The sequence below is a fragment of the Streptomyces sp. NPDC002851 genome, assembly GCF_053591935.1.
In genome coordinates this window covers 235,232-251,851 of sequence record NZ_JBSFUT010000002.1, presented here as the reverse complement: position 1 = coordinate 251,851, position 16,620 = coordinate 235,232, and the positions used below count along the sequence as shown (strand labels likewise).

The 16,620-nt window shown below is 70.8% G+C and carries 14 protein-coding genes and 1 pseudogene; 6 read left to right on the top strand and 9 right to left on the bottom strand.

Going from position 1 to position 16,620, the window contains the following annotated elements:
• Nucleotides 1–13: 13 nt before the first annotated feature.
• The 3 genes and pseudogenes from pflA to ACWD10_RS03020 form a co-directional block, all read right to left on the bottom strand.
• Nucleotides 14–844 (bottom strand): pyruvate formate-lyase-activating protein, encoded by an 831-nt coding sequence (gene pflA / locus ACWD10_RS03030; RefSeq protein ID WP_451086333.1) that lies wholly within the window; start codon nt 842–844, stop codon nt 14–16.
• Between the two features lie 126 nt (nt 845–970).
• Nucleotides 971–1,090 (bottom strand): annotated as a pseudogene (locus ACWD10_RS03025) (glycine radical domain-containing protein); the annotation flags it as partial.
• A 491-nt stretch (nt 1,091–1,581) separates the two neighbouring features.
• Complete coding sequence (locus tag ACWD10_RS03020; RefSeq protein WP_451086331.1) at nt 1,582–3,003, bottom strand: NarK family nitrate/nitrite MFS transporter; 1,422 nt, start codon at nt 3,001–3,003, stop codon at nt 1,582–1,584.
• Nucleotides 3,004–3,405: 402 nt separating this feature from the next.
• Between ACWD10_RS03020 and ACWD10_RS03015 the strand changes: the two genes are divergently transcribed.
• The 3 genes from ACWD10_RS03015 to ACWD10_RS03005 all read left to right on the top strand — a co-directional run bounded on the left by ACWD10_RS03015 (nt 3,406) and on the right by ACWD10_RS03005 (nt 7,023).
• On the top strand, nt 3,406–4,569 hold the full coding sequence (locus ACWD10_RS03015) for a low temperature requirement protein A (RefSeq protein WP_451086329.1): 1,164 nt from the start codon (nt 3,406–3,408) through the stop codon (nt 4,567–4,569).
• Between the two features lie 109 nt (nt 4,570–4,678).
• Complete coding sequence (locus tag ACWD10_RS03010) at nt 4,679–5,767, top strand: P1 family peptidase (protein WP_451086327.1); 1,089 nt, start codon at nt 4,679–4,681, stop codon at nt 5,765–5,767.
• Nucleotides 5,768–6,171: 404 nt separating this feature from the next.
• Entirely contained in the window at nt 6,172–7,023 is an 852-nt protein-coding gene (locus tag ACWD10_RS03005; RefSeq protein ID WP_451086325.1) for a DUF6227 family protein, read from the top strand.
• 40 nt (nt 7,024–7,063) lie between these two features.
• Here ACWD10_RS03005 and ACWD10_RS03000 read toward each other — a convergent pair whose 3' ends face one another.
• From ACWD10_RS03000 to ACWD10_RS02980, 5 genes are all read right to left on the bottom strand, one after another.
• Nucleotides 7,064–7,318, bottom strand: coding sequence for a hypothetical protein (locus ACWD10_RS03000; protein ID WP_451086323.1), 255 nt, complete (start codon nt 7,316–7,318; stop codon nt 7,064–7,066).
• Between the two features lie 253 nt (nt 7,319–7,571).
• Complete coding sequence (locus tag ACWD10_RS02995; protein ID WP_451086321.1) at nt 7,572–9,599, bottom strand: PTS fructose transporter subunit IIABC; 2,028 nt, start codon at nt 9,597–9,599, stop codon at nt 7,572–7,574.
• An 88-nt stretch (nt 9,600–9,687) separates the two neighbouring features.
• A complete protein-coding gene (pfkB, locus tag ACWD10_RS02990; RefSeq protein ID WP_451086533.1) occupies nt 9,688–10,644 on the bottom strand; it encodes a 1-phosphofructokinase in 957 nt (318 codons plus the stop codon).
• A gap of 122 nt (nt 10,645–10,766) precedes the next feature.
• Nucleotides 10,767–11,528, bottom strand: coding sequence for a DeoR/GlpR family DNA-binding transcription regulator (locus tag ACWD10_RS02985; RefSeq protein WP_451086319.1), 762 nt, complete (start codon nt 11,526–11,528; stop codon nt 10,767–10,769).
• Nucleotides 11,529–11,778: 250 nt separating this feature from the next.
• Nucleotides 11,779–13,293, bottom strand: a complete 1,515-nt coding sequence (locus tag ACWD10_RS02980; protein WP_451086317.1) for an MFS transporter — start codon at nt 13,291–13,293, stop codon at nt 11,779–11,781.
• A gap of 62 nt (nt 13,294–13,355) precedes the next feature.
• Between ACWD10_RS02980 and ACWD10_RS02975 the strand changes: the two genes are divergently transcribed.
• Nucleotides 13,356–14,327 (top strand): helix-turn-helix transcriptional regulator, encoded by a 972-nt coding sequence (locus ACWD10_RS02975; protein WP_451086315.1) that lies wholly within the window; start codon nt 13,356–13,358, stop codon nt 14,325–14,327.
• A 101-nt stretch (nt 14,328–14,428) separates the two neighbouring features.
• Here ACWD10_RS02975 and ACWD10_RS02970 read toward each other — a convergent pair whose 3' ends face one another.
• Nucleotides 14,429–15,433, bottom strand: coding sequence for a sigma-70 family RNA polymerase sigma factor (locus tag ACWD10_RS02970; protein WP_451086313.1), 1,005 nt, complete (start codon nt 15,431–15,433; stop codon nt 14,429–14,431).
• 151 nt (nt 15,434–15,584) lie between these two features.
• Between ACWD10_RS02970 and ACWD10_RS02965 the strand changes: the two genes are divergently transcribed.
• Complete coding sequence (locus ACWD10_RS02965; RefSeq protein ID WP_451086311.1) at nt 15,585–16,109, top strand: N-acetyltransferase family protein; 525 nt, start codon at nt 15,585–15,587, stop codon at nt 16,107–16,109.
• Between the two features lie 5 nt (nt 16,110–16,114).
• The gene (locus ACWD10_RS02960) at nt 16,115–16,615 is read left to right on the top strand and encodes a MarR family winged helix-turn-helix transcriptional regulator (protein ID WP_451086309.1); all 501 of its coding nucleotides are present in this window, start codon (nt 16,115–16,117) and stop codon (nt 16,613–16,615) included.
• The last annotated feature ends 5 nt before the right edge of the window (nt 16,616–16,620 follow it).

Sequence of the window (16,620 nt, the reverse complement as noted above, 5' to 3'; positions counted from 1 at the left end):
GCTTTCCCGCCGGTCAGACCGCCTTCAGGCCGTGCGCGGCGAAGATCTGCTTCGCCGCGGCGATCTGCTCGGGGGCGGGCGACGGGGTGTCGTGCAGCGTGAAGTTCTTGCCGAGGGCCTGCCACTTGGCCTCGCCCAGCTTGTGGAACGGCAGCACGTCGACGCGCGTGACATTGCCGAGGGAGCCCGCGAAGGCGGCGACGCCCTCGATGTTCGCGGGGTCGTCGGTCAGGCCCGGGACGAGCACGAAGCGGACCCAGACGTTCTTGCCGAGATCGGCGAGGCGGTGCGCGAAGTCGAGGGTGGGCCGCAGCGGGCGGCCGGTGACCTTCTTGTAGGTCTCCCGGTCCCAGGACTTGATGTCAAGGAGCACCAGGTCGACATCGCGAAGGAGCGCTTCGGTGGCACGGGTGCCGAGGAAGCCGGAGGTGTCCAGGGCGGTGTGCAGGCCGAGTTCGTGCTTGAAGCGGTGAAGGAGCTCGCCGGCGAAGACGGGCTGGAGGAGCGGTTCACCGCCGCTGATGGTGGCTCCGCCACGGGCGGCCGCGATGAACCGGGTGTACTTGGCGGCCTCCTTGACCACGTCGTCCGCCGAGGTGCGCTTGCCGTTGCGCATCGTCCAGGTGTCGGGGTTGTGGCAGTACAGGCAGGTCAGCGGGCAGCCGGAGAGGAACGTCACGAAGCGGGTACCGGGTCCGTCGACCCCGGTCGACAGATCCCAGGAGTGGACCGAGCCCTCGCTGGGGCGGTGCGTGGCGGCGGCCGCCGGGGTGGCGGCGGTGGTGGTAGTGGCCGGGGTGGCGGCGGCGGTGGCCGGGGTGTTCTGGCCGAGCAGGACGGTCATGACGTAACTCCGTTTTTCCTGGAAGGAGTTGGAGTTGGAGTTGGAGCTGGAGTTGGAGTCGGAGGGGGAGTTCGCGGCCCCCGGGGCCGGGGTGAGGGCCAGGCTCCGGGGCCGCGGGGCAGGGGCTCAGAGGGAGCCGTGGAAGGTGCGGTTGATGACGTCCAGCTGCTGCTCGCGCGTCAGGCGGACGAAGTTGACCGCGTAGCCGGAGACCCGGATGGTCAGCTGCGGGTAGTTCTCCGGGTGCGCCGATCAGGTCGTGGTGGTCGGCGGCGGTGCCGTCGATGTAGCCCGGCTTGAAGGCGTCGATACGCGACGGGGTCTTCACGTCGACGTCGTAAATGCCCTTCTCGATCTCCTCCGGGAACATGCCGAGGAGCTTGTTCCACAGGGCGGTGGTGCGCGCCGTCGGACCGGCGAGGAAGGAGCCGTCGCCCTCGTACGGCGTGTAGTTCCGCTGGACGAAGCCGCGGACGTCGATGGCGTCCCGCCACAGCCCGCCCTTGAAGCCGCCCCAGGCTTCGCCGTTCACCGTCTGCTCCGCGGGAGTTGCGGTCATGGTGCACACCTTCCGGTCGCTGTGCCTTCGCTCTCGTCCATTGCACTGCGGTCGATCGATCATTTGGCTCGGCGTTGGTCCCCGGATGTGGACCGGAGGGCCCGGGATCCTCCGGGCCGGAACCCTGATTCCGCTTTGACCTGCGGTTTTGGTCGGGACTTTGGACCTGCCGCGAGTGTCAGCTCGGGGACTCGGCGCCCTTGCGGGCGTAGTACCACCAGGTCACGGCGATGCAGCTGACGTAGAAGGCGACGAAGCCCCACATCGCGCTGGTGACCGCGAAGTTGGCGAAGAGCGCCGGGATGAAGAAGAAGCCGTACGCGGCGATGGCGGCGGTGAAGCCGGTGACGGCTCCGGCCTCCATCTCGGTCTGCTTCAGGGCCTTGGCGTACTCCGGGGTGCCCTCGGTGAGGCCCTTCAGGTGCTGGTTGCGGAAGATCACCGGGATCTGCCGGAACGTCGAGCCGTTGCCGATGCCGGAGAAGAAGAACGCCGCGAGGAAGCAGGCGAAGAAGCCGTAGAAGCTGCCGGATTCACTGCCCGAGGGGAGGAAGGAGATGACGCCGACGATGGAGGCCGCCATGCCCACGAAGGACAGGATCGTGACCCGGGCGCCGCCCAGCTTGTCCGCGATCCAGCCGCCGGCCCAGCGGGCCAGGGCGCCGAGGGCCGGGCCCATCCAGGCATAGGTCGCGACCGAGTAGACCGGGAAGGTCGTCTTGATCAGCATCGGCAGCGCTGCGGCGAAGCCGATGAAGGAGCCGAAGGTGCCGACGTAGAGCCAGGTCATCAGCCAGTTGTGCTTGCGCCGGAAGATGATCTTCTGCTGGCTGAAGGAGGTGGAGGCGGTCTTCAGGTTGTTCTGGCCGAACCAGGCGACCAGCGCGAGGACGATCAGGACCGGGACCCACAGGAACGCGGCGTTCTGGAGGTAGACCTCGCCTCCGGTCCTGGCGTTGCGCTGACCCGAGCCGATGGCGATCACCGAGCTGGTGATCACGATCGGGGTGAGCAGCTGGACCACGGAGACGCCGAGGTTGCCGAGGCCGCCGTTGATGCCGGTCGCGTTGCCCTTGAGCTTCTTCGGGAAGAAGAAGCCGATGTTCGCCAGCGAGGAGGAGAAGTTGGCGCCGCCGATGCCGCACAGGGCCGCGATCATCGCCATCTCGGTGAACGAGGTCGAGGTGTCCTGGACGGCGTGGCCCAGCCAGATCAGCGGGGCGATCAGGACGACCGTGGAGAGCGCGGTGAAAGTGCGCTGGCCGATCTTCGGGCCGAGGAAGGTGTAGAAGATCCGGGCCGTACCGCCGGTCAGCCCGGGGATCGCGGTCAGCCAGAACAGCTGCGAGGTGCTGAAGCCGAAGCCGACGTCCGTGAGGTTGGTCGCGGTGACGCTCCACACCTGCCACACCACGAAGGCGACGAGCAGAGCGGGGACGGCTATCCACAGGTTGCGGGTGGCGACCCGCCTGCCGGTGGACCTCCAGAAGAGCTCGTTCTCCGGCTCCCAGTCGGTGATGGTGCGGCCGGGGCGGTACTGGGCCGGGTCGTACGACCGCACGTCGCTCGGGGCGGCCGCCTCTTGTACGGCAGGACTCATGGCGTCGTTCCTGGTGGCGTTGAGGAGGAATCCTTACGAATCCAGGGTGAATGTGAATTACGGGAGAAATAAGGGGAGTTTGTCGTGTGTACGGTCTGGCTTAGGTCCCTACGGGAGGGCTTCCGTAAGTCCTTGCCGACAGCTCGTCGTGTCTTACGGGAGCTCGTGCTCCCGTACATCCCGCAGAACGCCCTCGCGGCTCCCCGTAGCCCCACAGACGACAAGCCGCTGGACCACTCCGGAAGGCGCCGTAGCCCGGCCCCTGGCACGCTGTTGGCCATGGCCACGCCAGATGAATCCGGTTCCACGTCAGGATCAAGTCCCGAGTCGTCCTCGTCCCCCGGGGCGTCCTCCTCGCCACGGCCGCCACGACCGCCACGGCCGCCGCACCCCGTGCTCCGTATGACCGCACGGCACCGGGGCGAGGGGCATCGGGCCGCGACGCCGCTCGAGCTGTTCTTCGACCTGTGTTTCGTGGTGGCGGTCGCGCAGGCCGGGGTGCAGTTGGTGCACTCCGTTGCCGAGGGGCACGCGGGCGAGGGCGTGCTCAACTACGCGATGGTGTTCTTCGCCATCTGGTGGGCCTGGATGAACTTCACCTGGTTCGCCTCGGCGTACGACAACGACGACGCGCTGTACCGGGTCGTGACCTTCGTGCAGATCACCGGCGTGCTCATCCTCGCCGCCGGAGTGTCCCGCGCCTTCGACGAGCACGACTTCCTGCTCGTCTGGCTCGGCTATCTGGTCATGCGGCTCGCGCTCGTCACGCAGTGGCTGCGCGCCGCCCGCGGGGCCAGTGGCGCCGAGCGGCGGATGGCCCAGTCGTACGCGGCCGGGGTCCTGGTCTGCCAGGTCGGCTGGTCGGGGCTGTTGTTCCTGCCGGAGGGGGCGAAGCCGTGGCTGTTCCTGGTGATGGCACTGGCCGAGCTCTCCGTGCCGGTCATCGCCGAGCGCCGGTTCAACTCGGCGTGGCATCCGCACCACATCGCCGAGCGGTACGGCCTGTTCACCATCATCGTGCTCGGCGAGACCATCCTGGCCGCCACGGTCGCCGTGAAGTCCGGCGTCGATGAGCACGACGCGCTCGACGAGTTGCTGCCGATCACCGCGGGCGGGCTGCTCATCGTCTTCGCCGCCTGGTGGATCTACTTCGTCGTCCCGATCCACGGCCATCTCCGCTCCAACAAGCAGGGCTTCCTGTGGGGCTACGGCCACTACCTGATCTTCGCGGCGGCCGCGGCCATCGGTGCGGGCCTGGAGGTCGCGGTCGAGGAGGCGTTGCACAAGGCGCACATCTCCACGCTCGCCGCCTCGGCCGCCGTGACCGTCCCTGCGGCGCTCTATCTGATCACCGTGTGGGGCCTGCACTCCCGCCACTTCAAGGTGGGGCTCGCGCAGCAACTCGTGCTTCCCGTCTGCGCGGTGGCGGTCCTTGCCTGTACGTTCGCGGGGCACTGGGCGGTGCTCGCGGCCGGGCTCGTGATGGCGGCGGCGGTGGCGACGGGGGTGACCCTGACGGCACGGATGGTACGGCGAGAGGCGGCCGAGGCCGGGCAGCAGGCCTGAGCCCCGCCCGAGGTCGTACGGGCCCTCATACCCGTACCGCCCAAGGCCGGGCCCCGCAAGAGGGCTGAACTCGCCCCGGTCCGCGTAACTCACGTGGTACGCATGGCACATGGAGAACCTCGCTGCTCTGGCCGGACCGGCCCCCTCCGCCACCGGACCGAACGACTCCCTCACCGACGTCCGCGGCCTGCGCGTCGGCCACGCCACCCGCGCCGGGGACGGCCGGCTCACCGGTACCACCGTCGTACTCGCCCCGGAGGGCGGTGCGGTCGCGGCCGTGGACGTACGCGGCGGCGGCCCCGGCACCCGGGAGACGGACGCCCTCGACCCGCGCAACCTGGTCCAGCGCATCGACGCCGTCGTCCTCACCGGCGGCAGCGCGTACGGGCTCGACGCGGCGTCCGGCGTCATGGCGTGGCTGGAGGAGCAGGGGCGCGGGGTACCGGTCGGCGGGGCCGGGCAGGTCGTCCCCGTGGTGCCCGCGGCCTGCCTCTTCGACCTGGGCCGGGGCGGGGACTGGCGGTCCCGCCCGGACACCGCGCTCGGCCGCGAGGCCGTCGAACACGCCGCCGCGAGCTCCGTGGAAGTGCCCCAGGGCAATGTCGGCGCAGGCACCGGCGCCGTGGTCGGCGGCATGAAGGGCGGCATCGGCACGGCGAGCCTCCGCCTCGGCTCGGGCCACACCGTGGCCGCCATCGCCGCCGTGAACGCGGTGGGCTCAGCGGTCGATCCGGAGACGGGGGTGCTGTACGGGAGGTACTACACGGGAGGCGGCGCGACACCCCCCGACCCCGCCGCGCACGCCCGCGCCCAGGCCGAACTCGCCGCCGCCCGCGAGGAGTCGGCCCGCCGCCAGAGCGCGGCGACCGGCCCCCTGAACACCACGCTCGCCGTGGTCGCCACCGACGCCCCGCTCACCCGAGCCCAGGCCCAGAAGCTCGCGGGCACCTCCCACGACGGCCTGGCCCGCGCCGTACGGCCGGTGCATCTGCTGTACGACGGCGACACAGTGTTCACGCTCGCCACCGGCGAACGGCCGCTCCCCGAGGACGAGTCGGCGGCGCTGCTCGCGGTGAACGCGATCCTGGCGGCGGGCGCGGACGCGGTGACCCGCGCGATCGTCAAGGCGGTGGCGGCCGCCGACTCCGTGGAGACGCCGGGCGGGGTCTTCCCGTCGTACGGGGAGCTCTACGGCTGACGCGCGCTCCCCCACGCTCTACGGCTGACGCGCACTCCCCCACACCGCGCCCCTCCCCCCCACACACACCGCGTACGTCCCGCACACGGCGCGCGTCCCGCACCCCGGCACCCCGGCACCCGCCCCCTTCATCCCCCACAGGAAGCTCTCCGGTCAGAATCGGCACGCGCATGAAGGACTACGGTAGTTTCATCCCGTCGCACGAAGTTGACCGCTCCCGCAGCAAATTGACGGCCGGTCGGCGCCTCACCTGCGGGAACTCCCGACCGCCCTCGTACGTTTTCCCGAACCCCGGACATGATGTCCGACCGAGGGGCTACGGTGAGCGGTCACAAGGTGACTTGCAGCAAGGTGATGCCGGTCACCAGGTGGCATGCAGCACGCGAGCGACGCCGGGAGACACCTTGAGCGTTCCGTACCAGACTCCCGAGGAGCATCTCGAACGGCTCCTGGGGCGCGCCCTGAACTCCTTCGAGCTGCCCGACGAGACGATACGGCGGCTCGAAACGGCGCTGGCGTACGACAGTTCGCTGCGCTCCGCCCACCACAGCGGCGGCCTGCACCGCGAGACGTACCGCCATACCTTCCTGCTCGCCGACGGCGAGGCCCTCACGCTCTGGGAGCTGCGGCACAACGCCGCGCCGTACGGCAAGGGCCATGTCGTCGCCGCCCTCGCCGACGAGACGCAGCACGAGCTGTACCCGGAGGAGGAAGAGGCCCGCATCGCGGCCGCCCGGATCGCGGCGCGCGCGGGACGCGGCTGCGCCGAGTGTGCGGAGTGCGCGAGCACCGGGGAGTTCGCGGAGTTCGGGGAGTTCGGGGGTCACTGCTCGGGCGGGTGCTGCGATCCGCTGCCGTTCGAGCCGCCGACCGCCGCGCTTCCGGCACTGCCGTCGCTGCCCTCCCAACGGGCGTACGCCGCCGAGGAGTCGGCCGACCACGCCCGTCGGCTGCTGCGCCGCGCGGAGAACCCGGACCGGCCGGGCGCCGAGACCGCGGCGCTCCTTCGGTCGGCGGCCGCCCACCAGATCACCCAGTCGTTCGGTCACCCCGGGTGGTCCACCGGTCCGGGGCGGCTCGGCTTCGCCCTGTACGAGCACGCGTTTCTGCTGTCCGACGGCCGGGAGATAAGCCTCTGGGAGGTCGAGCACACGGACACGCCGGACGGGCGGCACATGTGCGAGGTCTACCTCAGCGAGGACGCGGCCCGCGCGGCCATGGAGCGCCGGGCGATCCGTACGGGCGACCGTCGGTGACCCCTGTCGACGACCGCCCGTGATCGGTCATCCGTGATTCCTACGGACGACCGTCCGTGAGCTGACGTACGAGCCCGGCGAAGGCATCGCGCTCGGCGGCCGTCAGCTCCGTGCTCTCGGCAGGGTGATGCGAGCGCTGCCGGGGCAGGGCGCGCAGGTCCTTGGCCTCACGCCAGACGGTCACCTCGAACCGGTCCCTGCGCAGCCTCCGCACCAGGCCCACGACCCAGACCACCGTCGCCGCCAGGAGCACCGCAAGGCCGATCTGCTGGAGGATCGAGATCTGATCGAACATGCGGGTCAGTAGACAACACGGGCCAGGACTTACGACAGGGATTCAAAGGGACTTTGGTCCCGAAGTGACCCATCTCGCATATGGCCGTCACGCGCGCCCGCCCGTTACGCACACCACCCGTCACGCACGCACGCCCATCACCCACGCCGGAGCCCCGCCACCGCAACGCGGCAACGGGGCTCCGGTCCGAACAGAGCTCAGAACTCAGCGCTCAGCGCTCAGAGCTCAGAGCTCAGAGCTCAGAGCTCAGAGCTCAGGCAGCAGCCACCGGCTGCTTCACCGGCTCGGCCGGGACCGCGGGCGCCGCCGGGCCCTCGGCCGCCGCGACCGGCTTACGCATCCCCTTGAGCAGGATGACCAGGACCGCCGTCACACACGTACCGACGGCGATCGCCAGCAGGTAAAGCAGCGGCTGACCGATCAGCGGGACCACGAACGCGCCGCCGTGCGGGGCCTGAAGCGTCGCGCCGAAGCCCATCGACAGGGCGCCGGTGACCGCGCCGCCCGCCATCGAGGCCGGGATGACACGCAGCGGGTCGGCCGCCGCGAACGGAATGGCGCCCTCGGTGATGAAGGAGGCACCGAGCACCCAGGCCGCCTTGCCGTTCTCCCGCTCGGCCTTGGTGAACAGCTTGCCGCGCACGGTCGTGGCGAGCGCCATAGCCAGCGGCGGCACCATGCCCGCCGCCATCACGGCCGCCATGACCTTCAGGTTGCCCTCGGTGGCGTTCGTGCCCAGGCCGCCGATGGCGAAGGTGTACGCGACCTTGTTCAGCGGGCCGCCGAGGTCGAAGCACATCATCAGGCCGAGGATCACGCCGAGGATGATCGCGTTGGCGCCGGAGAGGGACTCCAGCCAGTTGCTGAGGCCGCTCTGCAGGACGGCGATCGGCTTGCCGACCACCAGGAACATCAGGAATCCGACCACCGCCGCGGAGAGCAGCGGAATCACCACCACCGGCATGATGCCGCGCAGGACGGCGGGGATTCTGACCCGCTGGATCGCCATGACCGTGGCACCGGCGATCAGACCGGCGACGAGACCGCCGAGGAACCCGGCCTCGATCTGCACGGCGACCGCGCCGCCGACGAAGCCCGGCACCAGACCCGGCCGGTCCGCCATGCCGTACGCGATGTACCCGGCGAGCACCGGCACCAGGAAGGAGAAGGCGAGCCCGCCGACCTGGAACAGCAGCGCCGCCCAGCTGGTGGCCTCGGCCCAGGCGAAGTGCTCGGCGACCGACTTGGCCTGGTCGATCTCGTAGCCGCCAATGGCGAAGCCGAGGGCGATGAGCAGACCGCCCGCGGCGACGAACGGCACCATGTAACTGACGCCGGACATCAGCCACTTGCGCAGCTTGGTGCCGTAGCTGTCGCCCGCGTCACCGGCCCTCTCGACCGGCGTACCGCCCGCGGCGGGCGCGCTGATCTCGCCGCGCTCGGCCTTGCCGCGCACCTCGGAGATCAGCTCGGCGGGCCGGTTGATGCCCGCCTTCACGCCGACGTCGACGGTGGGCTTCCCGGCGAACCGCTCCTTGTCGCGTACGGGAACGTCGTGCGCGAAGATCACGGCGTCGGCGGCGGCGATCACGGCCGGGTCGAGCCGGGTGAACCCGGCGGAACCCTGCGTCTCGACCGCCACCTCGGCCCCGGCCGCGCGGCCCGCGTTCTCCAGGGACTCGGCGGCCATGTAGGTGTGGGCGATGCCGGTGGGGCAGGAGGTGACGGCCACGATCTTGAACGGGGCGCCGCCGGGGACGGGTTCGGGCTCGTCCGCGGGTACGCCGGGCTCCTCCGCAGGCGTCTCCCGTACGTCGGCCGCCTCTTCAGTCGCCTCTTCGGCGTCACCCCGGATCAGCGCGGCCGCCCGCTCCGCGTCGTCGACCGACCGCAGCGCCCCGGTGAACTCGGCGTCCATCAGCTGCCGCGCGAGCGAGGACAGGATGGTCAGGTGGTCGCTGTCCGCCCCGGTAGGCGCGGCGATCAGGAACACCAGGTCGGCGGGCCCGTCCGCGGCACCGAAGTCGATGCCCTGGGCCGCCCGGCCGAACGCGAGCGTCGGCTCGGTGACGTGGGCGCTGCGGCAGTGCGGGATGCCAATGCCGCCGTCGAGGCCGGTCGGCATCTGCGCCTCGCGGGCGGCGACGTCGGCGAGGAAGCCGTCCAGGTCGGTCACCCGGCCCAGGGCCACCATGCGCTCGGCCAGGGAACGGGCCGCCGCTTCCTTCGTATCGGCGGACAGGTCGAGGTCGACCAGGTCCGCGGTGATCATCTCGCTCATCGCGGGCTCCTTTGCGCGGGTATCGCCCGACGGGCGGGGGTGGGGACGCCTGTGGAGGTGGGGACGGGGGTGAGGTGGGGACGGGTGTTCATGTCGCGGGCTCCGCCGGTTCGGTGAGTACGCGGTCCAGGGGGACGTCGGACGTGACCGCCACGGCCGACAGGTTCAGGTCGGCGGGCGTGGGCATCACGCTGCCGGGGAGCTGCACCGCGGCGGCGCCATGCGCCACGGCGGAGGCGAGCGCCTGGAGGCCGCTGCCGCCCGCGATCAGGAAGCCGGCGAGGGAGGAGTCACCGGCGCCGACGTTGCTGCGTACGGCCTCGACCCGGGCGGTCGCGAAGTGCGCGCCGGACGCGTCGACGAGCAACTGCCCGTCGGCACCCAGGCTGGCGAGCACCGAGTAGGCGCCCAGCTCACGCAGCTCCTCGGCCGCCTTGACGGCGTCGCCGACGGTGGCGAGGGGGCGGCCGACGGCCTCGGCGAGCTCCTCCGCGTTGGGCTTGACGACGTCGGGGCGCTCGCGGAGCGCGGCGAGCAGCGCGGGCCCGGAGGTGTCGAGGGCGATCCGGGCCCCGGCGGCGTGCGCGCGGGCGACCAGGTCGGCGTACCAGGAGGGGGTGAGCCCGCGCGGCAGGGAGCCGCAGCAGGCGATCCAACTGGCGCCCGCGGACTGCTCCTTGACGGTGGCGAGCAGCGACTCGGCCTCGTCGGCGGAGAGCTCGGGACCGGCGGCGTTGATCTTCGTGAGGGTGCCGTCCGGTTCGGCGACGGAGATATTGGAGCGGGTCTGGCCGGACACCGGCACCGGGGCGACCTCGATCCCCTGCTCGCCGAGAAGCTGGGCGACCACCGCGCCCGGGGCGCCACCGAGGGGCAGTACGGCGACGGTGGGGCGGCCTGCGGCGGCGACGGCGCGGGAGACGTTGACCCCCTTGCCACCGGGGTCCATGCGGTCGGCGGTGGCCCGGACGACCTCGCCGCGGTCGAGGGAGGTGACCTCGTAGGTGCGGTCGAGGGACGGGTTGGGGGTGACGGTGAGGATCATCAGGGTGCTTGCTGCCTCTGTGCCAGGAGCGGGTGCGGGGGTACGGGTGGGTGCGGCGGTTGCCCGGGGGGTTTCCGGCCGCGGGGGTTCGGTGCGGCGCATGCGCGTACGGCCTTCGTCTCTCATACGCGTACGACCTCCGTACCGCCCCGCTCGATGGCGGCGACCGCGGCCTTGGTCAGGCCGGAGTCGGTGATCAGCAGGTCCACGTCGGCGAGGTCGCCGAAGCGGGCGAAGTGCTCCTGCCCGTGCTTGGAGGAATCGGCGAGCAGCACGACCCGGCGGGCGGCGGCGACGGTGGCGCGTTTGACGGCGGCCTCGGCGAGGTCCGGAGTCGTCAGGCCGTGCTCTACGGAGAAGCCATTGGCGGCGAGGAAGAGCACGTCAGCTCGGATTTCACCGTACGCCCGCAGCGACCAGGAGTCGACGGCGGCGCGGGTACGGTTCCGGACCCGGCCGCCGACGAGGTGCAGCTGGATGCCGGGGTGGTCGGCGAGCCGGGCGGCGGTGGCGAGGCCGTGCGTGACGACCGTGATGCCGGACTCGAGGGGCAGCGCGGCGGCGAGCCGGGCCACCGTCGTACCGGCGTCGAGGATCACGCTGCCCTCGGTGGGCAGCTCGGCGACGGCGGCGCGGGCGATGCGGTCCTTCTCGTCGGCCGCGGTGCTCTCGCGCTCGGCGAGGTCGGGCTCGAAGTCGAGGCGGCCGGCCGGGATGGCGCCGCCGTGCACCCGGCGCACCAGGCCCGCGCGGTCGAGGGCCTTCAGGTCGCGGCGGATGGTCTCGGCCGTGACCTGAAGTTCCTCGGCGAGCGACAGCACGTCCACGCGACCGCTGTCGCGGGCGAGCCGCAGGATCTCCTGCTGGCGCTCCGGTGCGTACATGTGGTTTCAGCCCCGTTTCTGTCTGTGTTGCGCCCGAGTCTGTGGGTTCGCGCCCACGGTACGACTGTGTTGCGCGGAAGTAAACAGACTCGGGCATGAGACAGACAGAAACGGGCTAAGGTCCCGTCGGCTCGGTGGCGGTAGCTGGGGGCTGCCGCCCCCAGACCCCCGCTTCGGCCAGGGGGGTACCTCCCTGCTCGAACGAAGCTGAGAGCTTGGGGGAGGCCTCGTCCTCAAACGCCGGACGGGCTTATTCGGTGCCGCCCCCGGCCCTCCGCGGCAGCGCGAATATCAGCAGGAAGATCCCGCCGAGGATCCCGGCGACCCAGCCGAGCGCGTGCTGGAACCCCTCCGGGTACGCGATCCCCGGAACCGTCCGCTCGGCGTGCTTGTCGATGAATCCGAAGAAGACCACGGACACCAGCCCGAGCCCGAGCGCGTTCCCCATCTGCATCACCGTGTTGATCAGGCCGGATGCCGAACCGGAGTGCTCCCGCGGCACCCCGGAGAGCACCGCGTCGGTCAGCGGCGCCACGATGAGCCCCATGCCCAGGCCCATCACCGCGAGCGGCGGCACCATCTGCCAGGAGGTGATGTCGGCCCCGTACCGCCCGGCCTCCCACAGGTAGAGCAGCGCACCCAGCGCCATCGTCAGGGCCCCGGCCTGAAGCACCTTCCGGCCGAACCACGGCACCAGCTTCTGCACGGACACGCCCGCCGCCACCGACACCCCGAGCGAGAACGGAATCCCGGTGAGCCCCGCCCGCAGCGGCGACCAGCCGAGCCCGATCTGCATGTACAGCGTCCACACCAGGAAGAAGATCCCGCAGACAAGCCCGAAGGTGAGCTGCACCGCGATCCCGGCCGCGAAGCTCTTGACCCGGAACAGCGAGAGCTCGACGAGCGGCGAGCCGTCCTTGCGGGTCTTCCTCTTCTCGTACGCCACCAGGGCCCCGAAGACGACGAGGGCGCCGCCCATCGACACGTACCCCCAGACCGGCCAGCCCAACTCCCGCCCGCGCGTGAGCGGATAGAGCAGCATCAGGAGCCCGAGCACCACGAGCACCACGCCGACCAGGTCGAGCCGGAGCGCCCGGGGCGCCCGGGATTCGCTGATGAAGGCGCGGCCGAGCAGCAGCCCGGCGATGCCCACCGGCAGGTTGATCAGGAAGATCGGCCGCCAGCCCAGGCCGAACAGGTCCCACTCCGTGAGGAGCGCGCCGAGCAGCGGCCCGGAGACCGCGCCGAGGCCGACGACCGCGCCGAACAGGCCGAAGACCTTGCCGCGTTCGTGGGCCGGGAAGGTGGCGTGCACGATCGAGAGCACCTGCGGCACCATCAGCGCCGCCATACCGCCCTGAAGGACCCGTGAGGCGACGAGCATCTCGGGGTTGACGGCGAGTCCGCAGAGCGCGGAGGCGAGCGTGAAGCCGCCGATGCCGATGAGGAAGATCCGCCTCCGGCCGTGGATATCGCCGAGCCGTCCGCCGGTGATCAGCCCGGCGCCGAGCGCGAGCGCGTACCCGGCGGTGATCCACTGGATCTGCCCGAAGGTGGCGCCCTGTTCGGCCCGGATGGACGGCAGCGCGATATTGACGATGGTGACGTCGACCAGGTCCATGAAGGCCGCCGTCATGACGATGGCGAGCGCGATCCAGCGGCGCCGGTCGGCCGGACCGGAGGTGGTGACATCGGCGGTTTCCCCGGCCGTCGCTCGAGGCGCGGCCGGTGCCGTCGTAGGCGTAGTGGGTGCTGTGGTGGTCATGCGGACGAACGTACGGGGCATGTAGGTCAGAACATGTCCTCTTTCCGCGGGACGATGACCGCATGACGACAGACACCCCGGCACGACTGCTGCAACTCCTCTCGCTGCTGCAGACCCCGCGCGAGTGGTCCGGCGGCGAGCTCTCCGACCGCCTGAACGTCTCCCGTCGCACGGTCCGGCGCGATATCGAGCGGCTGCGCGAGCTCGGCTATCCGGTGCAGGCCAGCCTCGGCGCCGAGGGCGGCTACCGGCTTGTGGCGGGCAAGGCGATGCCGCCGCTCGTCCTCGACGACGAGGAGGCGGTGGCGATCGCGGTGGGCCTGCGGGCGGGCGCCGGGCACGCCGTGGAGGGCGTGGAGGAGGCATCGGTACGGGCGCTCGCCAAGCTGGAACAGGTCCTTCCGTCCCGGCTCCGGCACCGCGTCATGACGCTTCAGTCCGCCACAACTCCCTTGTTCTCCGGGGGTGGTGACAGTGCGACGATCTCTCCGGAGACGCTCACCGTGATCGCCTCGGCGGCCAGCGGGAGCGAGAAGCTCCGCTTCCACTACCGCTCGGGTGACGGCACCGAGTCACGTCGCCTGGTGGAGCCGTACCGCCTCGTATCGACCGGGCGGCGCTGGTACTTGGTGGCGTACGACCTGGAGCGCGCGGCCTGGCGCACCTTCCGCGTGGACCGGGTCGCGGAGCCCTTCCCGACCGGTGCGCGCTTCACGCCGCGGGAGCTGCCGGAGGGCGATGCGGCGGAGTTCACGCGCCGTGCGATGTGGCGGCACCAGCCGTCGTACGCCATCGACGTCTCGTTCGCCGCGCCCGTCGAGTTCGTCGCCGCCCGCATCCCCGCGGCCATCGGCACGCCCGTGCCGGAGGGCCGGGACAGCTGCCGTCTGCGCGCCACGGTGACGGACTCGATCGAGTGGCTCGCGGTCCGCCTGACCCTGGTGGACGCGGACTTCACGGTGCACGGGCCGGAGGAACTCGTCGGTCACGTAGGGGAGTTGGCTGCGCGTCTGGCACGGGCCACGGCACGTTAGCCGACCGGCACACCGGCGCGGGGCAACGTCCAAAACGGAGCGAGCCCCGGTGCCGGGGGAAGACACCGGAGCCCGCGTCTGCGAGGGGCCGTCGGGCGGCGTCAGGCCGCCGCGTCGAACCCCGTGTCCCGGGCGAGCCGCTTCAGTTCGAGCAGCGCGTGCTTCTCGATCTGGCGGATCCGCTCACGCGTGAGGCCGTGCTCCTTGCCGACCTCGGTGAGCGTGCGCTCGCGGCCGTCCTCGATGCCGTACCGCATCCGGATGATCGACGCCGTGCGGTGGTCGAGCTTGCCGATCAGGTCCTCGAGCTCCTCGCTCCGCAGAAGCGAGAGCACCGACTGCTCGGGCGTGACCGCCGAGGTGTCCTCGAGCAGGTCGCCGAACTGGGTGTCGCCGTCGTCGTCCACCGACATGTTCAGGGAGACCGGGTCGCGGGCCCAGTCGAGCACGTCCGAGACGCGGGCCGGTGTGGAGTCGAGCTCCGCGGCGATCTCGGTGTGCTCCGGCTCGCGGCCGTGCTCACGGTTGAACTCCCGCTGCACGCGCCGGATTCGGCCGAGCTCCTCGACGAGGTGGACGGGGAGGCGGATGGTGCGGGACTGGTCGGCTATGGAGCGGGTGATGGCCTGACGGATCCACCAGGTCGCGTACGTCGAGAACTTGAAGCCCTTGCGGTAGTCGAACTTCTCGACCGCGCGCACCAGGCCCGCGTTGCCCTCCTGGATCAGGTCGAGGAGCGGCAGGCCGCTGCGCGGGTAGCGGCGGGCGACCGCGACGACGAGGCGAAGGTTGGAGCGGATGAAGATGTCCTTGGCCCGCTCGCTCTCGGCGACCAGGGCCTCGAGCTCCTCACGGGCGGCCCCCTTGGCCACCTGGCTCTGCTCATCGACCTCACCGGCGAGGATCTTGCCCGCGTACACGCCCGCCTCGATGGTCTGGGAGAGCTCTACCTCTCTGGCTGCATCGAGCAGCGGCGTACGGGCGATCTCGTCCAGGTACATGCCGACCAGGTCGCGATCGGCGATCTCGCCGCCAGTGGCGCGAACACCGTTTGCCGCGTCGGTCTCGCCGGCGGCGGACTTACGGGCGACGGCACGGGTTGCCATGCGTGCTCCCTTGCGAAGACATCAGCGGGGCGGTGCGGGGCTTACGCCCTGCATTCGATGAACACAACGACTGGAATCCGGACAGAATTCCCAAGCCGCTCAACATTTTTCCTGACCTTGCAGTACCCTGTGCCGCCACCTAGGAGGCGAGATGCCGCAGGACCCCGGAGAGGTGCAGGTCAGGCCCGGTACGGAGGACGACCTCACCCCGCTCACGGAGCTCTACAACCACTACGTCCGTGAGACGGCCATCACATTCGACACGGAGCCCTTCGGGCCTCAGGAGCGCCTTCCGTGGCTGCACTCCCATCCTGAAGACGGTCCGCACCGGCTCCTGGTTGCGCATCAGTCCAACGCTTCCGGGGTGCTCGGTTATGCCACCAGCAGCCCATTTCGCCCGAAGGCGGCGTACGCGACCTCGGTGGAGGTCTCCGTCTACCTGGCCCCCGAGGCCACCGGGCGGGGCGTCGGCACCCTGCTCTACAAGGCGCTCTTCGAGGCCCTCGCGGACGAGGACGTGCACCGCGCGTACGCCGGAATAGCCCTGCCGAACGCCGCCTCGGCGCGGCTGCACGAGCGCTTCGGCTTCGCCCATGTTGGTACGTACCACGAGGTGGGGCGGAAATTCGGGCGGTACTGGGACGTGGCCTGGTACGAGAAGCGCCTCGTACCGTAGGTGTCATGACCAAGCACCACGAGGAACCGCGCTGGCTCAACGACGAGGAACAGCGCATATGGCGGGCGTATATGCACGCCACGACGCTCCTCGAGGACCATCTGGACCGGCAGTTGCAGCGCGACGCGAAGATGCCGCACATCTACTACGGGCTGCTCGTACAGCTCTCGCAGGCCCCGCTCCGGAGCATGCGGATGACCGACCTCGCACGGCACGCCAAGATCACCCGCTCCCGGCTCTCGCACGCCATCGCGCGCCTGGAGAAGAGCGGCTGGGTGCGCCGTGAGGACTGCCCCTCGGACAAGCGCGGCCAGAACGCCGTCCTCACGGACGAGGGCTACGCCGTCCTGAAGGAGTCCGCACCGGGCCATGTGGCCGCCGTACGCCAGGCCCTCTTCGACCGGCTCACCCCCGAACAGCAGCGGTCCCTCGGCGAGATCATGCAGATCGTCGCCGAGGGACTGCAGCCGAAGGAGGCGGGCGCGGACCTGCCGTGGCTCCGCTGATTCCG